At 61.1% G+C, this 21,454-nt stretch carries 21 protein-coding genes; 9 read left to right on the top strand and 12 right to left on the bottom strand.

Annotated features, from left to right (window positions below; all coding sequences use genetic code 11):
* Window positions 1–142 precede the first annotated feature (142 nt).
* The 3 genes from BFQ03_RS26515 to BFQ03_RS26505 form a co-directional block, all read right to left on the bottom strand.
* On the bottom strand, window positions 143–1,513 hold the full coding sequence (locus BFQ03_RS26515) for a 2-oxoadipate dioxygenase/decarboxylase HglS (protein ID WP_065944357.1): 1,371 nt from the start codon (window positions 1,511–1,513) through the stop codon (window positions 143–145).
* Between the two features lie 180 nt (window positions 1,514–1,693).
* Entirely contained in the window at window positions 1,694–2,008 is a 315-nt protein-coding gene (locus tag BFQ03_RS26510) for an SCP2 sterol-binding domain-containing protein (RefSeq protein WP_032857254.1), read from the bottom strand.
* Between the two features lie 56 nt (window positions 2,009–2,064).
* The gene (locus BFQ03_RS26505; RefSeq protein ID WP_065944356.1) at window positions 2,065–2,775 is read right to left on the bottom strand and encodes a histidine phosphatase family protein; all 711 of its coding nucleotides are present in this window, start codon (window positions 2,773–2,775) and stop codon (window positions 2,065–2,067) included.
* 193 nt (window positions 2,776–2,968) lie between these two features.
* Here BFQ03_RS26505 and sohB point away from each other — a divergent pair, with 193 nt between their 5' ends.
* The gene (sohB, locus tag BFQ03_RS26500; protein ID WP_032857249.1) at window positions 2,969–3,991 is read left to right on the top strand and encodes a protease SohB; all 1,023 of its coding nucleotides are present in this window, start codon (window positions 2,969–2,971) and stop codon (window positions 3,989–3,991) included.
* 71 nt (window positions 3,992–4,062) lie between these two features.
* Here the strand turns inward: sohB and BFQ03_RS26495 are convergent, their stop codons facing one another.
* Window positions 4,063–5,604 (bottom strand): MFS transporter, encoded by a 1,542-nt coding sequence (locus BFQ03_RS26495; RefSeq protein ID WP_065944355.1) that lies wholly within the window; start codon window positions 5,602–5,604, stop codon window positions 4,063–4,065.
* A gap of 150 nt (window positions 5,605–5,754) precedes the next feature.
* Here BFQ03_RS26495 and BFQ03_RS26490 point away from each other — a divergent pair, with 150 nt between their 5' ends.
* Window positions 5,755–6,630 carry a LysR family transcriptional regulator gene (locus BFQ03_RS26490; RefSeq protein ID WP_065944354.1) on the top strand — a complete coding sequence of 292 codons (876 nt, stop codon included), beginning with the start codon at window positions 5,755–5,757 and terminating at the stop codon, window positions 6,628–6,630.
* Between the two features lie 10 nt (window positions 6,631–6,640).
* On the opposite strand, the gene dhaL is transcribed toward BFQ03_RS26490, so the two are convergent.
* The 7 genes from dhaL to BFQ03_RS26455 form a co-directional block, all read right to left on the bottom strand.
* Complete coding sequence (dhaL, locus tag BFQ03_RS26485) at window positions 6,641–7,288, bottom strand: dihydroxyacetone kinase subunit DhaL (RefSeq protein ID WP_065944353.1); 648 nt, start codon at window positions 7,286–7,288, stop codon at window positions 6,641–6,643.
* 3 nt (window positions 7,289–7,291) lie between these two features.
* Window positions 7,292–8,293 carry a dihydroxyacetone kinase subunit DhaK gene (locus tag BFQ03_RS26480; RefSeq protein WP_065944352.1) on the bottom strand — a complete coding sequence of 334 codons (1,002 nt, stop codon included), beginning with the start codon at window positions 8,291–8,293 and terminating at the stop codon, window positions 7,292–7,294.
* A 156-nt stretch (window positions 8,294–8,449) separates the two neighbouring features.
* On the bottom strand, window positions 8,450–9,565 hold the full coding sequence (locus BFQ03_RS26475) for an MDR/zinc-dependent alcohol dehydrogenase-like family protein (RefSeq protein WP_032857238.1): 1,116 nt from the start codon (window positions 9,563–9,565) through the stop codon (window positions 8,450–8,452).
* 26 nt (window positions 9,566–9,591) lie between these two features.
* Complete coding sequence (locus tag BFQ03_RS26470) at window positions 9,592–10,347, bottom strand: SDR family oxidoreductase (protein ID WP_065944351.1); 756 nt, start codon at window positions 10,345–10,347, stop codon at window positions 9,592–9,594.
* Window positions 10,348–10,495: 148 nt separating this feature from the next.
* Complete coding sequence (locus BFQ03_RS26465; protein ID WP_032857235.1) at window positions 10,496–11,506, bottom strand: substrate-binding domain-containing protein; 1,011 nt, start codon at window positions 11,504–11,506, stop codon at window positions 10,496–10,498.
* Between the two features lie 55 nt (window positions 11,507–11,561).
* A complete protein-coding gene (locus BFQ03_RS26460; protein ID WP_032857234.1) occupies window positions 11,562–12,539 on the bottom strand; it encodes an ABC transporter permease in 978 nt (325 codons plus the stop codon).
* On the bottom strand, window positions 12,536–14,023 hold the full coding sequence (locus BFQ03_RS26455; protein ID WP_032857233.1) for a sugar ABC transporter ATP-binding protein: 1,488 nt from the start codon (window positions 14,021–14,023) through the stop codon (window positions 12,536–12,538). Before BFQ03_RS26455 ends, BFQ03_RS26460 begins: the two co-directional genes overlap by 4 nt.
* 282 nt (window positions 14,024–14,305) lie before the next feature.
* Between BFQ03_RS26455 and rpiB the strand changes: the two genes are divergently transcribed.
* From rpiB to BFQ03_RS26440, 3 genes are all read left to right on the top strand, one after another.
* On the top strand, window positions 14,306–14,767 hold the full coding sequence (gene rpiB / locus BFQ03_RS26450) for a ribose 5-phosphate isomerase B (protein WP_032857232.1): 462 nt from the start codon (window positions 14,306–14,308) through the stop codon (window positions 14,765–14,767).
* Window positions 14,768–14,830: 63 nt separating this feature from the next.
* Window positions 14,831–15,811, top strand: a complete 981-nt coding sequence (locus tag BFQ03_RS26445; protein WP_032857231.1) for a sugar-binding transcriptional regulator — start codon at window positions 14,831–14,833, stop codon at window positions 15,809–15,811.
* A 390-nt stretch (window positions 15,812–16,201) separates the two neighbouring features.
* On the top strand, window positions 16,202–17,764 hold the full coding sequence (locus BFQ03_RS26440; RefSeq protein WP_065944350.1) for a TerC family protein: 1,563 nt from the start codon (window positions 16,202–16,204) through the stop codon (window positions 17,762–17,764).
* On the opposite strand, the gene BFQ03_RS26435 is transcribed toward BFQ03_RS26440, so the two are convergent.
* Window positions 17,761–18,123, bottom strand: coding sequence for a thioredoxin family protein (locus tag BFQ03_RS26435; RefSeq protein ID WP_065944349.1), 363 nt, complete (start codon window positions 18,121–18,123; stop codon window positions 17,761–17,763). The genes BFQ03_RS26440 and BFQ03_RS26435 overlap by 4 nt on opposite strands.
* 334 nt (window positions 18,124–18,457) lie before the next feature.
* Between BFQ03_RS26435 and BFQ03_RS26430 the strand changes: the two genes are divergently transcribed.
* The 4 genes from BFQ03_RS26430 to BFQ03_RS26415 are packed head-to-tail and all read left to right on the top strand — an operon-like array spanning window position 18,458 to window position 21,448.
* A complete protein-coding gene (locus BFQ03_RS26430; protein ID WP_065944348.1) occupies window positions 18,458–19,306 on the top strand; it encodes a transporter substrate-binding domain-containing protein in 849 nt (282 codons plus the stop codon).
* A 52-nt stretch (window positions 19,307–19,358) separates the two neighbouring features.
* Complete coding sequence (locus tag BFQ03_RS26425) at window positions 19,359–20,021, top strand: amino acid ABC transporter permease (protein WP_032857225.1); 663 nt, start codon at window positions 19,359–19,361, stop codon at window positions 20,019–20,021.
* Between the two features lie 12 nt (window positions 20,022–20,033).
* The gene (locus BFQ03_RS26420; RefSeq protein ID WP_032857223.1) at window positions 20,034–20,684 is read left to right on the top strand and encodes an amino acid ABC transporter permease; all 651 of its coding nucleotides are present in this window, start codon (window positions 20,034–20,036) and stop codon (window positions 20,682–20,684) included.
* Window positions 20,681–21,448: an amino acid ABC transporter ATP-binding protein gene (locus BFQ03_RS26415; protein ID WP_032857222.1), complete on the top strand. Its 768-nt coding sequence runs from the start codon at window positions 20,681–20,683 to the stop codon at window positions 21,446–21,448. Before BFQ03_RS26420 ends, BFQ03_RS26415 begins: the two co-directional genes overlap by 4 nt.
* Window positions 21,449–21,454 lie beyond the last annotated feature (6 nt).

Here is a 21,454-nt window from a genome sequence, read left to right as displayed (position 1 = left end):
GCGCTGGCAGGCGTCCATATTTGTTCAGAATTGACCAAAGGACAGCCGTCCCGCCACTGCCTATTATCCCAACCGTTCGCCCGACCCTGGGGCACGTTGACTGCGCATGGAATGCGTTGTGGTGTCGGGCGAACTCTATTTTCTAGGTGCGCAGCGCCTGCAGGCAGGCGTCGATCGAGCGCTGCTGGGTGTCTGCATACAGCTGCAACTCATCAATGGTCCGGCGGCCCAGGGCCTGTTCAAATTCAGCCTGGTTGGCGTTGGCCGCGTAGTGACTCTGCGCCGTATCGCCCAGGTTCGACTGGAAAATCCCCGCCGCGCTGACCGGCAGAAAATCCTCATACACCAAGGGTTCGATCGCCACGTGACCGGCCTCAAGCAGTGCGTCCAGATTGGGTCGCGGGCTCTTATCGGCTACGCGGCCCTTGTCGGTCACAAAGTAGCGAAAGAACGCCAACCCTTGTTCGCGCATGTCCCGGTAATTATCCGCAAAAGCCTGGAAGTGCTGTTCCATCAGTTCGCTGTAGCGTTGGGCGTTGGTTTCATTGGGAAAGGCGCCCAGTTCGTCCCTGGCGGCGTTGAGTAACTGGTCGTAGAGCGCCCGGCCTTTGGGCGTCAGAGCCACGCCACGCTGTTCGATCTCGCCAAACCTTGCGCTGTGACTGCCTTTGGCATCGGTAAAGGCAATGGCTTCGTCGAGGGCCTTGAAGCTGGTCTGGCGCAGCAGGATCGGGCATTGGCGGCGGGGTGGGCCTTCGATCACGGCCTTGGGGGTGATGCCTTTGCCGGGCATGTCGGCTTGTACGCGGTCGATGTCCAGGGTGCGCGGGGTCAGGTGATTGATGTGCGGACCCTTGAAGGCCACCACGTCGGCAATCAACCGGTGCTGGTCGCTGAGTTGTTGGTATTGGGCGGCGCTGACCGTGGCGGTGTGGTGCCAGCGAAAGGTTTCCAGGGCCTGCTGGATAAAGGCCTGGGCATCACTGGCATTGAGGCCGCCGTCGGCTTCGGCCTGTTCGATCAGGGCCAGGGCCTGCGGGGTGAAGATCGAGCGCTTGGCCAGGGCGGCTTCGGCAAAGGCCCGCAGTTCAAGGTTTTCGATCAGCTCCAGGCGCAGCAGCGAAGTGAAGACCCGGAACGGGCTGGTTTGCAAGGCGCTTTCATGCACTGCGCGAAAGGCTGTGGAATGCACTGGCACGCCAGCCGGGGTGAGGTCGTAGTAGCCCACCGGCTGCATGCCCATCACCGCAAACAAGCGGCTGATGGTTGCCAGTTCAAGGGCAGTGCCCAGGCGGATGGCGCCGTGGCGCTCCCTGTCCAGGCGCTGGATTTCACCGGTGCGCTGCAGTTGCTGCGCCAGGTCGGTATCGTTCGCCAGCACCCGGGCATTGGTTTCGGCCACCAACTCCAGCAACGCGCCATACAGCGGCACTTCCTCGCGGTACATGTCGGACATGGCCCTGGAGAAGTCTTTGCGGATGTCGTCGGGGCTGATATGGCGCGGGGTAGACATAGAAAAATTCCTGGCTGCGATAACGGTGGTATGGGCCGTAAGCCAGATTTTGTTGGGCGTTGCCCGTGGGCGCAAACGAAGATTCCTCTGGACTTCATTCTGCAAATGAATGAGCGCGACAGGCGCAAACAAAAATCCCGCCTGGGCAGGCGGGATTGGTCAATCCAGGGTTGCCCTGGATCAGGCCGGGAACAGCTCGCTCAGCTTCATCGCCAGCATCATGTCGCCTTCGGTGCGCAGCTTGCCGCCCATGAAGGCCTGCATGCCGTCGGTGGAGCCGTCGACGATGCCTTGCATGGTTTCACCGTCCATGACCAAGGTCACTTGGGCGTCTGGGTTCTCGCCTTCTTGCAGTTCGCAAGTATTGTTCTTGACGATCAGCGAGAAGTTCTTGGTGTCGTCGATACGGAAACCGAACACCAGGTCCAGGCCGTCGGCGGCGCTTGGGTTGAATTTGGCTTTCATTGCTTCTACGGCTTTAGCTACGTCAGTCATGGTTCGATCCTTTTATGGGTGGTGCCAGTGACCTTGGGGTCACGGTTGGCCGCAATTCATCGGAAGGTGATGAGCTGCGGCGCCTTCAACAGCTGCAAGTGGGTATGGCTGTTGAAGGAAGCCAGTGCCACTTCGCGACCACGGAACTTCAAGTGGTTGAGCGAAGTGTTGACAATCTGCCAGTTCAGCTCGAAAGCCTGGGCGGCAGGTATGCGGGTAATCAGGTGGAGCAGGGCGGTGATGGTCCCGCCCGAAGTAAATACGGCGATCTTGTGGGTGTTGTCGGCAGTCTCAAGCAGGCGTTGCAAGCCACCGCGGACGCGCTCGACAAACCCCAGCCAGCTTTCCAGGCCGGGCGTGTCGTAAGTCCCGCTCAGCCAGCGCTCGATGATCAGGGCGAAAATGCGCTGGAACTCGCTACGGTTCTGGGGGGCGTTGCGCAGGATCTCCAGGGCTTCGGGCTCGCTGTCGAGCAAGTCCGGGAGCAGGGCGCGGATGATTGCGTCGGCATCGAATTCGTTGAAGGCGCTGTCGATTTCCAGGGGCGGCACCGGCAAGCCTTGGGCACCGATGGACTCGAAGGCGGCGTTGGCGGTGTGCTGCTGGCGGCGCAGGTCGCCCGACACGCAGCGGTCGAACGTCAGGCCCAGGTCAGCCAGGTGGCTGCCGAGGATCTGCGCCTGCTGCACACCAACGGGCGACAGCACGTCATAGTCGTCTGCACCGAAGGAGGCCTGGCCATGTCGAATCAAATAGATGCTGCCCACGTCCGTTCACCCGGTACGTTGAAAGTCTGGCGAGGTTATGAGGATGCCGGGAAGCTGTCAATGAAAAAACATACGCTTGTTTTAAAAGCTCGTTAGAGGCCCGTCTCAAGGGGTTTCAGCTCTGGCTCCCCGGCGGTCCCGTCGGTATGCTGGGGCGATCCGCGCTTGGCGCACCGTATCTGTAAGGAGTCCCATGGAGTTTCTGGCTGAGTATGCAAGTTTTCTGGCAAAAACCGTTACGTTGGTGGTCGCCATTCTGGTGGTACTGATCAGTTTTGCGGCGTTGCGCAGCAAGGGTCGGCGCAAGAATGCCGGGCAGTTGCAGGTCAGCAAGCTCAATGACTTCTACAAGGGCCTGCGCGAGCGCCTGGAGCAGACCCTGCTCGACAAGGATCAGCTCAAGGCCCTGCGCAAATCCCAGGGCAAGTCCGAGAAAAAACAGAAGAAAACCCCTGAGGCCAAGCCACGGGTGTTTGTCCTGGATTTTGACGGCGACATCAAGGCCTCGGCCACCGAGAGCCTGCGTCATGAAATCACCGCGCTGCTGAGCCTGGCCACGCCCAAGGACGAAGTGGTGCTGCGTCTGGAAAGCGGCGGTGGCATGGTCCACAGCTATGGCCTGGCGTCGTCGCAATTGGCGCGGATCCGCGAGGCGGGCGTGCCGCTGACGGTGTGCATCGACAAGGTTGCAGCCAGCGGCGGCTACATGATGGCGTGTATCGGCGAGAAGATCATCAGTGCTCCGTTTGCCATCCTCGGCTCCATTGGTGTGGTAGCCCAGCTCCCCAACGTCAACCGCCTGCTGAAGAAGCACGACATCGACTTTGAAGTGCTGACCGCTGGCGAATACAAGCGCACCCTGACCGTGTTTGGCGAAAACACCGAGAAGGGGCGGGAGAAGTTCCAGGAAGACCTGGACATTACCCATCAACTGTTCAAGAACTTCGTGTCGCGCTATCGCCCGCAACTGGCGATTGATGAAGTGGCCACCGGCGAAGTCTGGCTGGGTGTCGCGGCGCTGGACAAGCAACTGGTGGACGCCCTGCAGACCAGTGACGAATACCTGGCCACCAAGGCCAAGACCGCCGAGCTGTTCCATCTGCACTATGCCGAGCGTAAAAGCCTGCAGGAGCGGGTGGGCCTGGCAGCCAGCGGCTCGGTGGACCGAGTGCTGCTGGCCTGGTGGAGCCGCCTGACCCAGCAGCGCTTCTGGTAACACGGCCCACTGTAGGCGCGAGCTTGCTCGCGAAAAACTCAAGACCAGCGCGGTCATCCAGCAGACCCGCGTTATCCTTGACGACCTTCGCGAGCAAGCTCGCTCCTACAGGGTGTGGGAATCGGATGCCTCAGCAGCAGGCCCACCACCAGCGCCCCCAGCAGGCTCAACAGCCCCGCCACCCACAACACCCTGCCAAACCCACCGACAAACGCCTGCCATGCCAAGGGTTGCACCAGCCCCTGCGCCGATTCCGGCAGCAGCGCCATGGCCGCTGGCATGTCCCCGGCCACCACCCGCGAGGCAATCCCCGGTACTTGCGCCTGCCATTGTGCACCGAGACTGGCGTGCAGCAGATGCTCGCTATGACTGGCCAGCAGCGCCCCGTATACCCCGATCGCCAACATGATCGCGCTGAAGCGCATGGTCGTGCTCATGCCCGAGGCCATGCCAGCACGGTCCCGCGGCACACACGCCATGATGTTTTTCTGGGTATCGCCATTGAGCAGGCCGGCACCGGCGCCGGTCACTGCAATCGCCAGGGCGAACGGTAGATAACCGCCGACACTCACGGCCCAGGCGCTGAGCAGGTTGCCGCTGCCCACCAGGGCTAGCCCGCTCGCCATCAGGGTGGCCGGGGCGAAGCGGCTGGCCAGGCGTGCGCCGATCCGCGGGCAGATCAGCATGGTCAGGGCAAACGGCAGCATGCCCAGACCCGAGGCAATCGCAGAAAATCCCAGGCCGTTTTGCAGGTAGAACGGCAGCAACGTCATCATCACCTGGGCACAACCGGCATAGGCAAACATCCCGAGCAGCGCGCCGATAAACCGTGGGTACTGGAACAGCTGCAGGTCCACCATCGGCCGGCGTTGCAAACGCTCGACCCACACAAACAGACCCAGCAGGAATGCGCCGCCGAGCAACCGCGCATAGGTCAGCGGGTTGTCCCAGCCGATCCGGTTGGCTTCGATCAGCCCCCAGATCAGGCACAACAGGCTGGCGCTGAAGGTCAGGCTGCCCCAGGGGTCGAGGCGCGCCGATTGGCTGTCGCGCGATTCCGGTATGGCGTGCAGGACCAGCGCCAACAACGCCAGGCCCACCGGCAGGTTGAGGTAGAAAATCCAGCGCCAGCCCGTGTAGTGGGTAATCAGGCCGCCGAGGGTCGGGGCGGCGGTCATCGCCACGCCCATGCAGGCGCCCCAGAAGGCCCAGGCCTTGGCCCGTTCCAGTTCATCGTGAAAGGCGTGGCCGATGGACGCCAGGGCTGAGGTCAGCAGTAATGCCGCACCGACACCTTTGACGGCGCGGGCAATATCCAGCAGCAGCACGTTGGGGGCGGCGCCACAGCCCAGGGAGGCGAGGATAAAAATAGCCAGGCCCCAGAGCAGGGTTTTCTTGCGGCCGAAGCGGTCGGCAATGCTCCCGGCCGGCAACAGCAGGGCGGCGAACGCCAGCATATAGGCGCTGACCACCCATTCGATATCGGCGAAATTGGCCCCCAGGTCGCGGGCGATAGTCGGCAGGGTCACGGCGACGATATTGGTGTCGAGGACAATCAGCGAACAGACCCCAGAGGCGGTCAACAGGGTAAGGCGTGGGCTGACCTGGCTCATGGTATGATTACCTGAAAGGCAACAGGCAAGGTGCAATTGACGAACATGATGAGGACTCTCTACTGTGGGCATCCTGTCAGCTTATCGTCGGCGCCCAGTGGTTCTGTTAGCCGAAGCGAAGCACATCATTACCTTTGAGCTAATCCTGCAATGGAAATACGCCATTTCCGCTACTTCCTGGCCGTTGCCCGGCACCGCAACTTCACGCGTGCCGCCGAGCAGTTGGACATTGCCCCGCCCACCTTGAGCCGGCAGATCCAGGATATGGAGCGTGCCTTGGGCACTCGCCTGTTTATCCGCCGCCAGCGCGACGTCAGCCTGACGGAGGCGGGCACTGCGCTGTTGGCCGAAGCCGAGGCCACCGTGCGCCAGTTCGAGTTTGCCCAGCGCAATGCACAGCGCGCCGGGCGTGGCGAGATCGGCCATATCGAGTTGGGTTATGTCGCGTCGGCGGTGTATTCGGGAGTGTTGCAACGGCAGGTCCAGGCATTTTGCGCAGAGTTTGCCGATGTCAGCCTCAGCGTACGGGAAAGTCCCATGGCCCTGTTGCCGGGGCTGGTGGCCGAGGGGCGCTACGACATTGGCTATATTCGCTCACCGATGACCTTGCCCGACGGTGTGGAGGCGCTACGCCTGGGCAGCGAAGGTTTTGTCCTGGCGTTGCCCCAGGGGTCGTGGCTGCTGGGTTTGAAGGCGATCACCTGCGAGCATTTGCAGAACGAGACCTTCATCCTGCCCGAGCAAATCAGCGGCACCTTGCAGGTGGCCGCGCAAGGCGGGTATGCCCCGCGCCTGGGGCCGCAGCCGGGAGGCCTGGTGGCGGTGATTGCCCTGGTGTCGCTGGGGCAGGGCGTGGCGGTGGTGCCGGAGTCGGTGGTGGGGCATGTCAGCCTGCCGGGTGTGCAATACCGCAACATCCAGGGCAGCGATGCCTCGTCGTGGCTGTCGCTGATTTACCGGCGCTTTGAAAAGGCCCCGGCGGTGGCACGGTATATCCAGCACGTCAAACATAACCCCACTTTGTAGGCGTCGGCTCCTACAGGGTCAGGCGGGGTTGGATCGAGTCTGCCAGTTGCGTGAGGATCAGGCAGCAGGACACCGCCCCGGCATCCAGTACCCCCAGCGAGCGTTCGCCCAGGCGGCTGGCCCGGCCGATCTTGGCCACCAGGTCCTTGGTCGAGTCGCGGCCCTGGGAGGCTGCAGTTTTCATCGCGTCCAGGGCATCACCGAAGGACGCGCCCGCTGCCTGCGCCCGCTCAAACGCCTCCACCGCCGGAATCAGGGTGTCCATCAAGCACTTGTCGCCCACACCGGCTTCGGTGATGTCCTGCAACGAAGTCAGGCCGCCGCGCAGCAAATGGGCGAAGGTGGCGCCATTGATGTCTTCGCAGCCGCGCACCTCGTCGGCCATGCCGATAAACAGGCTGCCATATAGCGGTCCCATGGAGCCACCGATGCCTTCCATCAGGCTCAAGGTCAGTTCATCCAGGGCCTCGGCCAGGGTCAACTGCCGGCCTTCGATGGTGCGGCCGCAATGGGCGAAGCCCTTGGCCATATTGATGCCGTGGTCGCCATCGCCAATCGCACCGTCGACTTCGCTGAGGTACTCACGGTTGGCGACGATCACGCTGACCAGGTCGGTGACAATTGCACTGCCATCGTGGGTAGAAAAATGCTGGCTCATGGTTTATTCCGCCTGGGTCATGCCGATGGAGCGGCAAGGTTGGTCGATCAGGGTTTTCAGTTCGGCATCCAGGCCTAGCAGGGTCAGGGTCACGCCCATCATTTCCAGGGAGGTGAAGTAGTTGCCGACGTAGCAACGATGGATCTTCAGGCCTTTGGCCTTGAGCTGGCTTTCGACTTCGGCGTAGAAGATGTACAGCTCCATCACTGGCGTCGCGCCCAGCCCCGAGACCAGCACCACCACGCTGTCATCCTGGCTGAAGTCACGGTCGGCGAGGATCGGTGCCAGCATGCGCGTGGCCATGGCGGCGGCGGATTCGATCGGAATCACTTCGATGCCGGGTTCGCCGTGGTGGCCGATACCCAATTCCATCTGGCCGTCGGGGATCTGGAAGTTCGGCTTGCCCACTGCCGCAATGGTGCAGGGGGTCAGGCCGATACCGATGGAGCGACAGTGATCGACGGCCTTCTGTGCGACGCGAATCACTCCATCCAGGTCGTAGTGCTGCGCGGCGGCGGCACCGCCGATCTTCCACATGAAAATCTCCCCGGCCACCCCGCGACGCTTGGCGATATCGGCCTTGGGGGCCGAGGCCACGTCATCGTTGGCGACCACGGTGCGGATCTGCATGTCCTTGCTGGCGGCCATTTTCATTGCCAGCTTCACGTTCATATTGTCGCCGGCATAGTTGCCGTACAGGCAAGCCACGCCAGCCCCATGGTCGGCGGCGCGGAAGGCATCGAAAAAGCTCTTGGCGGTGGGCGAAGAGAAGATTTCGCCGACGGCCACGGCGTCCACCAAGCCTGGGCCGACATAACCGAGAAACGCCGGCTCATGGCCCGAGCCGCCACCGGTGACGATGCCGACGCAGCCCTGGCTGGAGGGCTTGGCCTTGCTGATCACGCGGGGATTGGTGTCGCTCTGGCGCAGTTCGGGATGGGCGACCAGAATGCCGCGCAGCATGTCCTCGACCACTTGGTCCGGATCGTTGATGACTCGATTCATAACGCGGGTTCCTGTTCTTGTTGTGAGCAACTGACTGTAGGAGCGAGCTTGCTCGCGAAAAACGTTAACGCTAACGCGGGCTGCCTGGATGAGTGCGTCGCCCTCAGGTTTTTCGCGAGCAAGCTCGCTCCTACAGTAAAAAGCGGTTGGGGTGTTTTAGGGTTCGAGCACGACCTTCAAGGACTTGTCCCCACGTTCCATCACTGCAAACGCTTCCTTGAAATCCGCCAATGCAAACTTGTGGGTCACCACGTCGCGCATGTCGATCTTGCGCTTACCGATAAAGTCGATGGCCCGTGGGTACATGTAGGGGCCCAGGTGCGAACCCAGCACATCCAGTTCCTTGCGGTCGCCAATGATCGACCAATCTACCGTGGCCTCGTCGTTGAATACGCTGAATTCGACGAAGCGCCCCAGCTTGCGCAGCATCGCCAGGCCCTGGTTCACCGCCTTGTGGTGCCCGGTGGCTTCGATATAGATATCGCAGCCATAACCGTCGGTGATTTCGCGGATTTTTGCCAGTACATCCACCTCGGCCGGGTTCCAGACCTCGTCGGCGCCCATGCGCAGGGCCAGTTCGGCGCGTTCGGGTTTCATGTCGAGCACGATCAGGCGTTTGGGGTTACGCATGCGCACCGCGCCGATGATGCCCAGGCCCAGGGTGCCGGCGCCGGCTACCACTACGACATCGTCGAAATCCACATTGGCCCGTTCCGCCGCGTGCAGCGAGCAGGCCAGGGGTTCGATCAGGATCGCCTCGTCTGGCGCGATGGAATCCGGCACCTGGTGGATGATGCCTTCCTTGGTGAAGATCATGTACTGGGCCATGGCGCCCTGGACGTTGTTCTGGAAACCGTAGAGGTCGTGTTTCTGGCACATCCAGTACTGGCCGTGGTTGCAGAAGCGGCAACCCCAGCAGGGCACGATCTGCTCGGAAATCACCCGGTCGCCAACCTTCACCCCACGCTTCTCGGCGCCAGGGCCCAGGGCGACCACGCGGCACACAAACTCATGCCCGGGAATCATCGGCGGCTTGACGTAGCGCGGCTGCTCGGCGTCGCCCCAGAACGATGGTGCGCCGCGATAGGTCTTGATATCGCCCATGCAGATGCCACACAGCTCGACCTTGGTCAGGATTTCGTCGGGGCCGGGTGTCGGGACGTCGACGGTTTCCAGGCGATAGTCTTCCGGGCCGTGGCACACCACGGCCTGCATGGTCTTGGGGATTACCGGGTTGAGTTGTTCGGCGGTACGTTCGGTGGCGGTGGACATGACAAACCTCGCGACGAATAGATGGGTTACTGAATGCTGTAGCCGCCGTCGATCACCATATTGGCGCCGGTGATCATCTGGGCCGCGTCACTGAGCAGGTACAACGCCAGCCCGGCGATTTCATCCGGCTGGGCAAAACGGCCAGCCGGGATCTGCAATTTGGCTCGTTCGCCCACCTCGCCAGCCCAGGCTTTCTTGCCCAGGGCGGTTTCGACGATGGTCGGGGAGATGGCATTTACATTGATGTGCGGTGCCCATTCCATGGCCAGGACCTTGGTCATGCCGACAATCGCCGCCTTGCTCGCGCAATACGCCACGTGCCGGTCCAGGCCGATCACCGCTGCCTGGGAGGCCAGGTTGACGATGCGCCCGCTGCCTTGGGCCAGCATGTATTTGGCACAGGCCTGGGCCACGAAGAAGCTGGCCTTGAGGTTGATGTCCAGGGTGATGTCCCAGGCGTTTTCGCTGACGTCGATGGCCTTGTCCAACATCACCACACCGGCGCTGTTGACCAGGTAGTCCAGGCGCTTGAAGTGCGCGAACACGTAGTCGATGCTGCTCTGCACCTGGTCCAGCTGGCGCAGGTCGACGACGATCCCCAGATGCCCGGCGCCGAGGCTGGCGGCGACTTCGGCCACGGCCGGATCACGGTCGAGCAAGGCCACGCGCGCACCACGCTCCACCAGCAGGCTGGCACACGCCAGGCCAATCCCCGCGGCCCCGCCGGTGATCACGGCGCAGCGGCCACTGAGGTCGAAGGCTTGGTTCCAGAATCCAGACATTGGTTTAACTCCATTCTCAAAAACAGTGGAGATCAAATGTGGGAGCTGGCTTGCCTGCGATAGCATCGACTGGGTAACCCTGATACACCGAGGTGCTCGCATCGCAGGCAAGCCAGCTCCTACACTGGGCTGTATTTCAACTCAATATTTATTTAGTGCCACTGACCTGCTGGTACAGCGCATCCGCATTCGCAGTGGTCACGGGCACCCACGGCAGGATGTAGCTCTTGGCGGTGCCGTCGCCCCATTGCACGTCCTTGGCATAGCGCTCCCAAATCACGGAGCGCGGCTTGTAGTCCTTGCCGGCCAGGGCGCGCAGGGCTACGTCCAGGGCGCCTTGGGATTGCGCCTGGGCGTCTTGCAGGAAGGTGGTGATTTCGTTTCTCTTCGCAGCCTGGATGGCATCCGGCATGCCGTCGATGGACGTCACCGGTACTTCGGTGGGCGTCAGTCCGCGGGACTTCACCGCTTGCAGGGCGCCGAGGGCCATGTCGTCGTTTTGCGCGATGATCCCGGAGATGCCGCCATTGGGGTGGGCATTGAGCCAGTCTTCGGTCAAGGCCAGGGCTTCGGCCCGGGACCAGTTGGCGGTCTTCATCTCGATAATCTTGATCTGCGGGTGCTTGTTCAGTACCTCCATCTCGCCCCGTTCCCGGTCGATCTGGGCCGACTGGCCAATCGGCCCCTGGATGATCGCCACATTGCCCTTGCCTTTGAGTTGCTCGACCATGGCCTGGGCCTGGAGCCGGCCACCCTCGACGTCATCGTTGCCCACGTAAGGAATCTTGGGGTCTGCCAGCTTGGCATTGGAGGCAATCACCGGGATGTCTTCGGCCATTGCCCGGGTCACGGTACCGATGCCGGCCTTGGTATCGATGGGGACAAACAGGATCGCATCGAAGCGCTGGGTGATCATGGTTTCGATCTGGTTGTTCTGGGTCAGCGCATCGTAGTTGCCATCGAATACGGTGATTTGCACGCTGCCGTCCTTGACCGCCGGGTGCTCTTTGAGTTCGCGCACCCAGTTCTGCATGAACTGGCCCTTGAGGCCGTAGACGGCGGCGCCGATCTTGTAGGGCTTGCCTTCGGCGGCCAGGGTGATGCTGCTGGCGAGCAGGGTGAGGGCCGCAACGGCGGCAAATGATGTAGCGAATTTCATGATGAGAACTCCGTTTATTGTTGTGGTCGTTCAGTTCGTTTCAGAGGAAAAGCGACTAGCGTTTTTTCTTGCGCCACACGTCAATCAACACCGCGAGCACGATGATCAGGCCCTTGGCGACTTGCTGGTAATAGGAGGACACACCGAGCAGGTTCAGGCCGTTGTTGATCACCCCGATCAGCAGGGCGCCGAACAGCGTGCCGACGATGGTGCCGACGCCGCCGGACAGGCTGGTGCCGCCGATCACCACGGCGGCAATCGCATCCAGCTCATAAGACATGCCGGCCTGGGGCAGGGCGGAGGTGGTGCGTGCTGCCAGAACGACACCCGCCAGGCCCGCCAGTAGCCCGGAGACCACGTACACCGAGAACGTCACCTTGCGCACCCCAATCCCCGAGGTGCGTGCGCTCTTTTCGTTGCCGCCTACCGCGTAGATATAGCGCCCGTAAGTGGTGTAGCGCAGCACCATCCAGAAAATCAGCGCGACCACGGCAAAGATGATCACCGGCACGCCAATCGGCCCGAACTTACCGATGCCCAGGGCCAGGTAGGCGTCCGGCAAGTCAGTGACCGGGCTGCCGTCGTTGAGGATGAAGGTCATGCCCCGGGCAATGCTGAGCATGCCCAGGGTCGCGACGAAGGGCGGGATCGACAGGTTGGCCACCATGAAGCCGTTGACCACCCCCAGCATCGCGCCGGCAAACATCCCGGCGCTGACGGCGGCCAGCAAGCCGTAGCCCTGGGTCGCGACCAGGGCGCTGCACAGGCCGGCGAAGGCGAGGATCGAGCCCACCGAGAGGTCAATGCCCTTGGTCAGGATCACATAGGTCATGCCTACAGCGAGGATGCCGTTGATCGAGGTCTGGCGCAGGATGTCCATCCAGTTGCGCCAAGTCATGAAGTATTCGCTGGAAAACGCCATGACCACGCACAGCAGGATAAACACCAGCGGCAGGCCAAAGCGGTCGAGGGAAAGACGCAGGCGGCTGCGCGCGGGGGTGGTCAACGGAGCGGCAATGGTTTTGGCGTTCATGAGGCAAGACTCAACAAGGCTTCCTGGGAAAGGGCGGTGTCGCTGCTGATAGTCACCAGTCGGCCACCCTTGAAGACGGCGATACGGTCACTCAGGTGCAGCAGTTCCGGGGCTTCCGACGACACCACGATGGCCGCGCCACCGGCGCGCACGAACTGGTCCAGCAAGTGATAGATCTCCTGCTTGGCGCCTTCATCGATACCCCGGGTCGGCTCATCGCACAGCAGGCACACCGGTTGGGTCGACAGGCATTTGGCAAGCACCACCTTCTGTTGATTGCCGCCGCTCATGGACGCCACTGGCAGGTCCAGGGAGGTGGTCTTGATTTGCAGGCGCTTGACCATGTCTTCGGCCAACTGGTTTTCCTTGCGCGCATTGATCAGCGACCAGCTCGACAGCTGCTTGTACGCCGATAATGCGATGTTCGAGAGGATGCTGGAGCTGAGCACCAGGCCACTTTCCTTGCGGTCCTCGGTAACCAGGGACATGCCCGCGCGGATGGTCGCCTTGGGCAGCCCGATGGGCATCGGCTTGCCTTGCAGGGTGACGCTGCCGGCATCCGGGGTGGTCAGGCCGTAAATGCAGTTGAGGAACTCGCTGCGCCCCGAGCCCATCAGGCCATAGATGCCGAGGATTTCGCCCTGGCGCAATTGCAGGCTGATGTCCTGGAACTCGCCGCTGCGGCTCAGGCCCTGGACGTCCAGGCAGCACTCGGCGGCGCTTTCACGCCCGGCCTTGTGGTCGATGCGCGTCAGCTCCTGGCCGACAATACCGCGCACCAGGTGGGCGCGGTCGATATCGGCCATGCGTCCGCTTTCGACGAAGGCGCCATCGCGGAAGATGCTGTAGTCGTCGGCGATCTGCGCCAGCTCGCTGAGACGATGGGACACATAGACGATCCCGGCACCGCGGGCAGTGAGGCGGCGGATAGCCTTGAACAGGGTTTCGGCTTCACGCTCGCCGATGGCGGAAGTGGGTTCGTCCATGATCATCACCTGGCAGTCATGGCTGAACGCCTTGGCGATCTCCACCAACTGGATCTGCGCCACGCTCAGGCGGTGCATGGGGGCGGTGGCCTCGACCTCGAACTCCAGGCTTTCCAGCAACTCGCGGGTGCGCCGGTTCAGTTCCTTGCTGTCGACGATGCAGCCGGCGCGCCGTGGTTCGCGGCCCAGCCAGATGTTCTCGGCGACGGTCATGTAAGGGATCGGCTCCAGCTCCTGGGTGATCATCGCGACCCCCGCCGCCAGCGCTTCGCTGGGGCGATGGAAATGCACAGGGGCGCCATTGAGCAGGATGTTGCCGGCATCACGCTGGGTGATGCCCATCAGGATGCTGAGGAACGTGGATTTGCCGGCGCCGTTGCCGCCGCACAGGGCATGCACGCTGCCGGCCCGCAGCGAGAGGCGGCCGTCACGCAGGGCAGGGATGCCGGCGTAGGCCTTGGCGACGTGTTCAGCCTGGAGCAGTAATGGCGTAGCCATCGGCGTGTCCTCGTGCTGTGAATTCTTATTAGGTACACAGTCGTGTTGCTGCGTGATCATATGTGTACCAAATGAAATTCTGATCAGTCAATCTCTTTCACTGAAAACTTGTAATTGCCTGCCATCTCTTATTTCGTGGCGTTTTAGAGGGGTTTGACTGGTGGGTCAGTTAAAACGTGCTTGACAGTTGCGAGGGAATATCCGAGAAATGACTGATAGAAATTTCATCGAGTGATCATATGATCAGTCTTAAGTTTCACCACGGCAGCGGAGCCTAATGTCATGAACTCACCTTTCCCGGTGGCTATCGGATGTGACGAAGCAGGTTATGAGCTCAAGGAGCTGTTGAAGCGCCATATCGAGGCGTTGGGGTATCCGGTGACCGACTTTGGCACCCATTCCACGGCGCCCGTGCTCTACCCGGACATTGCACTGGCAGTGGCCACGGCCATCAACGCCGGGCAACAGCGCCTGGGGGTGCTGGTGTGTGGCACGGGCATCGGCATGGCTATCTCGGCCAACAAAGTCCTGGGGATTCGCGCGGCCCAGGCCCACGACACCTATTCGGCGGAGCGGGCGCGCAAGAGCAACGATGCGCAGATCCTGTCCATTGGTGCGCGGGTGGTCGGGGCGGAACTGGCCAAGAGCATCGTCACTGCGTTTCTGGCCTCGGAGTTCGAGGCGGCGCGTTCCGGGGCCAAGGTCGAGCGCATCAATGCCATAGAGCGTGATGGGCATCAGTAGTGGACGTGGTGGGGCAAGAGTCGGGAGAATGCGCCTTTGACGCCGAAACGGAAGCCCGTCCCCATGAGTGACAGTACCCTGCGCACCGCCAGCGATATCGATCTGATGACCGAAGTGGCGATGCTCTATTACCTTGAGAACGTCACTCAGGAAGCCATCGCCAAGCGCTTTGACCTGTCCCGCGCGAAAGTCAGCCGGCTGCTCAAGCGTGCGCGCGATGAAGGGATTGTCGAGGTGCGGGTGTTGCAGCATCCGGCAATGAACAATGAATTGGAACAGGCGCTGGTGGAGCGCTTCCAGCTGGACCGTGCGTTGATCGCGGTCGATCACAGCGACGCCGACACCCAGCGCTCCGCCGTGGCCAGCCTGGTGGCCAACTACCTGAACAAGACCCTGGGCGACGGCATGATTGTCGCCGTTGGCATGGGGCGCAATGTGGGGGCGGTGGCCGATAACGTGTTTTTGCCGGTGACGCGCAACTGCACGTTTGTCTGCGCCATTGGCGGTTCGCTCAAGGCGGGTGAATACATGAACCCCGACCATATCTGCCGGCGCCTGGCCCTGCGCTTTGGCGGCGAGAGTGAAAGCCTGTATGCCCCGGCGCTGGTCGCCAATCCGGAACTGCGCAGCATCTTGATCAGCAACGACACCGTGCGCTCGACCCTGGACCGCGCGCGCCGCGCCGATATGGCGCTGATCGGCATCGGTGACATGAGCGAAAACAGCAATATGGTGCGCATGGGCTGGTTCTCACCCCAGGAAATCGCCCAGGCGCGTTTGTCCGGCACCGTGGGCGACATGATGGGCTACGACTTTATCGACATCCACGGCCAGCCCGCGGTCAACGCCATTCAAGGGCGGGTGATCGGCTTGACGGTACAGGAGCTGTTCCGTATTCCAGATGTAGTGGCAATCGCCAGTGAAAACACCAAGGCGGCGGCGACGCTGGGGGCGTTGCGCTCGGGGGTGATCAATACCCTGGCAACCACGGTAACTAATGCCCACACCATCCTGGCGCTGGACGACGCAACCCGCAAAACCTGAGCTGCCTCCTATCAAAATGTGGACACTGGCTTGTGTGGGAGCTGGCTTGCCTGCGATAGCATCACCGCAGCGTGACTGATACACCGTGGCGTATGCATCGCAGGCAAGCCAGCTCCTACAGGCTTCGTGCGCCTGCTTTTACAGATCTTGTAATAGTTTTAAATTGTAGGAAATTTGTATTTCGGCTGTAGGATTAAAGTCCTTTTCTCACTGCAGGACTTGCATGAACACCCTCTCGGAGCCCCCCAGTCGTCTTTCCCCAAGACCTCTACTGTCGTTGTTCCCGCTGAAACATCCTGTATTCCGACTGCTAACCTATTCCCGGTCACCTGATCGCGTTTTGCCATGCCCGGCATTCTGAATATCAAATAAAGAGACAGAGACTTTTATATGGAATGGTTAGCGGATCCAACGGCCTGGCTCGGCCTGTTGACCTTGATTGTGCTGGAACTGGTACTGGGCATCGACAACCTGGTGTTTATCGCGATCCTGGCAGACAAACTGCCGCCGGAGCAGCGCGACCGTGCGCGGTTGATCGGTTTGTCCCTGGCGCTGATCATGCGCCTGGGCCTGTTGGCGAGTATTTCCTGGTTGGTGACCTTGACCCAGCCGTTGTTCGAAGTGTTCGACAAGAGCTTCTCCGGACGTGACCTGATCATGCTGTTCGGTGGTGTGTTCCTGTTGTTCAAGGCCACCATGGAGTTGCATGAGCGGCTCGAAGGGCATATCACCGAACGTACCGGCAATGCGGCCTACGCGATGTTCTGGCCGATCGTGGCGCAGATCGTGGTGCTGGATGCGGTGTTCTCCCTCGATGCGGTGATTACGGCAGTCGGGATGGTGGATGAGCTGGCGGTGATGATGATCGCGGTGATCGTGTCCATCGGCGTGATGATCGTGGCCAGCAAGCCGTTGACTCGCTTCGTCAATGCGCACCCGACAGTGATCATGCTGTGCCTGGGCTTCTTGATGATGATTGGTTTCGCCCTGACCGCCGAAGGCCTGGGCTTCCATATTCCCAAAGGCTACCTGTACGCGGCCATTGGTTTCTCGATCCTGATCGAGGTGTTCAACCAGATCGCCCGGGCACGTCGCAAGAAGTCCGCGCAAGGCCTGCGACCGATCCGTGAGCGCACGGCCCATGCGGTCATGCGCCTGCTGGGCGGTCGCAGCCTGGCGGTGGAAGAAGTGGGTGAAGACGTTACCGACCTGCTCGATGGCGGCGATAACCCTCAAGGCCCGCTGTTCGATCGTCGCGAACGGATCATGATCAGCGGTGTGCTGCAACTGGCCGAGCGGCCGATCCGCACCTTGATGACGCCACGGGCGAATGTCGACTGCATCGATCTGGCTGACGATCCGGAGACTATTCGCCTGAAACTGATGCACTCGTCCTACTCGCGTTTGCCGCTGATCCGTAACGGCGCGGTGGATGAGCCGTTGGGCTTCGTGCACAAGAAGGAATTGCTCAAGGAGTACCTGGCCGGCAATGAGCCCAACCTGGAGCACTTGGCGCGTCGGGCGATCAACCTGCTGGACAGTTTCTCGATCCTCAACGCCCTGGAGCAGATGCGCCAGGAGTCGACGCACATTGCCTTCGTGATCAACGAATTCGGCGACTTCATGGGAGTGTTGAGCATGACCGACATTCTTGAGTCCATCGCCGGTGAGTTGCCGGACGCCAGTGAAGTGGAAGGGCCGGACATCGTTGAAGAGCAGGGCGGTTACCGCGCCAACGGTGCGTTGAACCTGAACCTGATTCGCCAGCGCACCGGTTTCCAGGCGGTGGCCACCGAGGATTACCAGACCCTTGCGGGCCTGGTCATGAGCTTGTTGGATCGCCTGCCGGTGGTAGGGGATAGCCTGGAACACGAAGGTTGGCGCCTGACCGTGGCAGCGGTGGAGGAGCGGCGGGTGACGCAGGTGCTGTTGACCCCTGTTTCGGTGGGTTAACGAGGCTTTGCGCGTTTGGTCGGCACACCTCGGGTGTGCCGCTCGAAGGTTCTCTTCAGGGTCTGCTCCTGGGTCTCCCAGGGGCCGAACCCCTTGAGTTTTTCGACCAGCCTGCCGTTCTTCAAGATCAGCAGCGTTGGTGTGCCGGTCACCTCGGGATGGCGTGGGGTCTGAGTCGTATCCAGCACATAAAGCGCAGCCTGGCGGCGATAACGTCCGGCCACTTTGCTGAACAGTGGCTTGGCCGCACCGCATACCGGGCACTGGGGCGATACAAAGAGCATGAATACCGTGCGTTGGGTCTCCAGCGCACTTCTATACGCATCCGCGTCGTCGATTACCGTGGTGATCAACCCCATGACAAGCTTCCTTTATGCCCATGGCTGTGTCCTGAACGCTAAGCGAGGCGGGTGAGCGGGTCTACTGTCAGAGTTCACAGGTAGCGCCTCTGATGTGTGCAAATGCGCACTCAAATAGAACCTTCCACCTTCGGTTGGGGCGCACGGTAGCAATCTGCCTGCCGAAGCTTGCGCAATGTTGTGTCGTCGATCCCTGCGTATCTGACTGATTTAAAACAGATTCAAGGCATCGATATTTTTCTGTTACTGGCTGTGGCACACTTTCTGCTGTCTATTCCGTTGTTACATACCAAGTTCCGGTATAGCGGAATACACAACTCCTGGAGTGCTTGTCATGCATCACCGACCTTCCGTGTTCAAAGCGTGTGTTTTTCTCTTCGCCGCGCAGGCGTCTTTTGCAGGCCTGGTGCAGGCGGCAGACGGCAAACTCGACAGCGTGCTCTCCCGTGGGCACCTGATCGTCGGTACAGGCAGTACCAATGCGCCGTGGCACTTCCAGGGAGCGGATGGCAAGTTGCAGGGTTTTGATATCGATATCGGGCGCATCGTCGCCAAGGGCCTGTTCAACGACCCGAGCAAAGTCGAGTTTGTGGTGCAGTCATCCGATGCGCGGATTCCCAACCTGCTGACCAACAAAGTCGATATGAGCTGCCAGTTCATTACCGTTACCGCCAGCCGCGCGCAGCAAGTGGCGTTCACCTTGCCGTACTACCGCGAAGGCGTCGGCCTGCTGTTGCCGGCCAACAGCAAGTACAAGGAAATCGAAGACCTGCAAGCGGCGGGCGACGACGTCACCGTGGCCGTGCTGCAAAACGTCTACGCCGAAGAACTGGTACACCAGGCACTGCCCAAGGCCAAGGTCGACCAGTACGACAGCGTCGACCTGATGTACCAGGCCGTGAACTCCGGGCGTGCCGACACCGCCGCCACCGACCAGTCTTCGGTCAAGTACCTGATGGTGCAGAACCCCGGTCGCTACCGTAGCCCTACCTACGCCTGGAGCCCGCAAACCTATGCGTGTGCGGTCAAGCGTGGCGACCAGGACTGGCTGAATTTCGTCAACACGGCCCTGCATGAAGCCATGACCGGCGTGGAGTTCCCGACCTACGCAGCGTCGTTCAAACAGTGGTTTGGTGTCGATCTGCCGACCCCGGCGATTGGTTTTCCCGTCGAGTTCAAATGAATTGTGAGCGCGGGGCGTCGTTGCTGGCGCCCCGGTCAAGGTATTGCCGACCATGAACTATCAGTTGAATTTTGCCGCGGTATGGCGTGATTTCGACACCTTGCTGGTGGGGCTCGGCCTGGGCCTGCAACTGGCCTTGCTGTCGATTGCCATCGGCTGCGTGATTGGCCTGTTGATGGCCTTTGCCATGCTGTCCAAACACCGCGCGTTACGCATCCTGGCCTCGGTGTATGTGACGGTGGTGCGCAACACGCCGATCCTGGTGCTGATCCTGTTGATCTATTTCGCCTTGCCCAGCCTGGGCATCCGCCTGGACAAGATCCCCTCGTTCATCATCACCCTGTCGTTGTACGCCGGCGCCTACCTGACCGAAGTGTTCCGTGCCGGCCTGTTGAATATTCCCAAGGGCTTGCGCGAGGCAGGCCTGGCGATTGGCCTGGGTGAGTGGCAGATCCGCGCCTATATCACCGTGCCAGTAATGCTGCGCAATGTGCTGCCGGCCCTGTCGAACAACTTTATCTCGCTGTTCAAGGACACCTCCCTGGCGGCCGCGATTGCCGTGCCGGAGCTGACCTATTACGCCCGCAAGATCAACGTCGAAAGCTACCGGGTGATTGAAACCTGGCTGGTGACGACTGCGCTCTATGTGGCTGCCTGTTACCTCATCGCCATGCTGCTGCGTTACCTGGAGCAGCGTTTGGCGATCCGTCGATAAGAGGGGTTTTCCATGTATTGGCTGCATGAGTTGTGGATCGCCCGGGAAACCCTCTGGACTGGGTTCCAGACCAGCGTGTATTGCTCGGTGCTGGCGATTATCTTCGGCACCCTGATCGGCATCGTCGCCGGGCTGGTGCTGACCTACGGCAAGTTCTGGATGCGCGCGCCGTTTCGCCTGTACGTCGACCTGATCCGGGGTACCCCGGTGTTTGTGTTGGTGCTGGCCTGTTTCTACATGGCGCCGGCGCTCGGCTGGCAGATCAGTGCTTTCCAAGCCGGCGCCCTGGGCCTGACGCTGTTTTGCGGCTCCCATGTCGCCGAGATTGTGCGCGGTGCGCTGCAAGCCATTCCCCGTGGGCAACTGGAGGCCGGCAAGGCCATCGGGCTGACCTTCTACCAGTCCCTGGGGTATGTGTTGTTGCCCCAGGCGCTGCGGCAGATTTTGCCGACCTGGGTCAATTCCTCCACTGAGATCGTCAAGGCCTCGACCCTGTTGTCGGTGATCGGCGTTGCCGAATTGCTGTTGAGTACCCAGCAAGTCATCGCGCGGACCTTCATGACCCTGGAGTTCTACCTGTTCGCCGGGTTTCTGTTCTTTGTCATCAACTACGCCATCGAGTTATTCGGGCGCTACATTGAAAAGCGGGTGGCCTTGCCATGAATCAACCATTGCTCAACATCAGCGGCCTGCGCAAGCAATATGGCGCGGTGGAAGTGCTCAAGGGCGTCGATCTGTCGCTGCAACGTGGCAACGTCGTGACGTTGATCGGCTCCAGCGGCTCGGGCAAGACCACACTGCTGCGTTGCGTCAACCTGCTGGAAGAGTTCCAGGGTGGGCAGATCACCCTCGACGGTGAGTCCATCGGTTACCGCGATGTCGCCGGCAAACGCGTGCGCCATCCGGAAAAGGTCATCGCCCAACATCGCGCGATGACCGGCATGGCGTTCCAGCAATTCAACCTGTTCCCTCATCTGACCGCGTTGCAGAACGTTACCCTGGGCCTGCTCAAGGTCAAGCACATGGGCAAGGACGAAGCGGTGGCCCTGGCAGAAAAATGGCTGGAGCGCGTCGGCCTCCTGGAACGGCGCAACCACTTCCCCGGTCAGTTGTCTGGCGGCCAGCAGCAGCGCGTGGCAATTGCCCGGGCGATTGCGATGAACCCGAGCCTGATGCTGTTCGACGAAGTGACCTCGGCGCTGGACCCGGAGTTGGTGGGCGAAGTGCTCAGTGTGATCAAGAACCTGGCGCAAGAGGGCATGACCATGCTGCTGGTGACCCATGAAATGCGCTTTGCCTACGAGGTCTCGGACAACATCGTATTTATGAACCAGGGCCGGATTGAAGAGCAGGGGCCGCCGAAGGCTATCTTCGAGCGCCCCCAATCACCGCGCTTGGCGGAATTTCTGAAAAATATTCGTTTTTAATCAAGG

Source organism: Pseudomonas sp. 25 R 14 (assembly GCF_900004755.1).
Lineage (GTDB): Bacteria > Pseudomonadota > Gammaproteobacteria > Pseudomonadales > Pseudomonadaceae > Aquipseudomonas > Aquipseudomonas brenneri.
The sequence above is the reverse complement of the archived record's forward strand: the minus strand, read 5'-3'. Positions and strand labels throughout refer to the sequence as shown.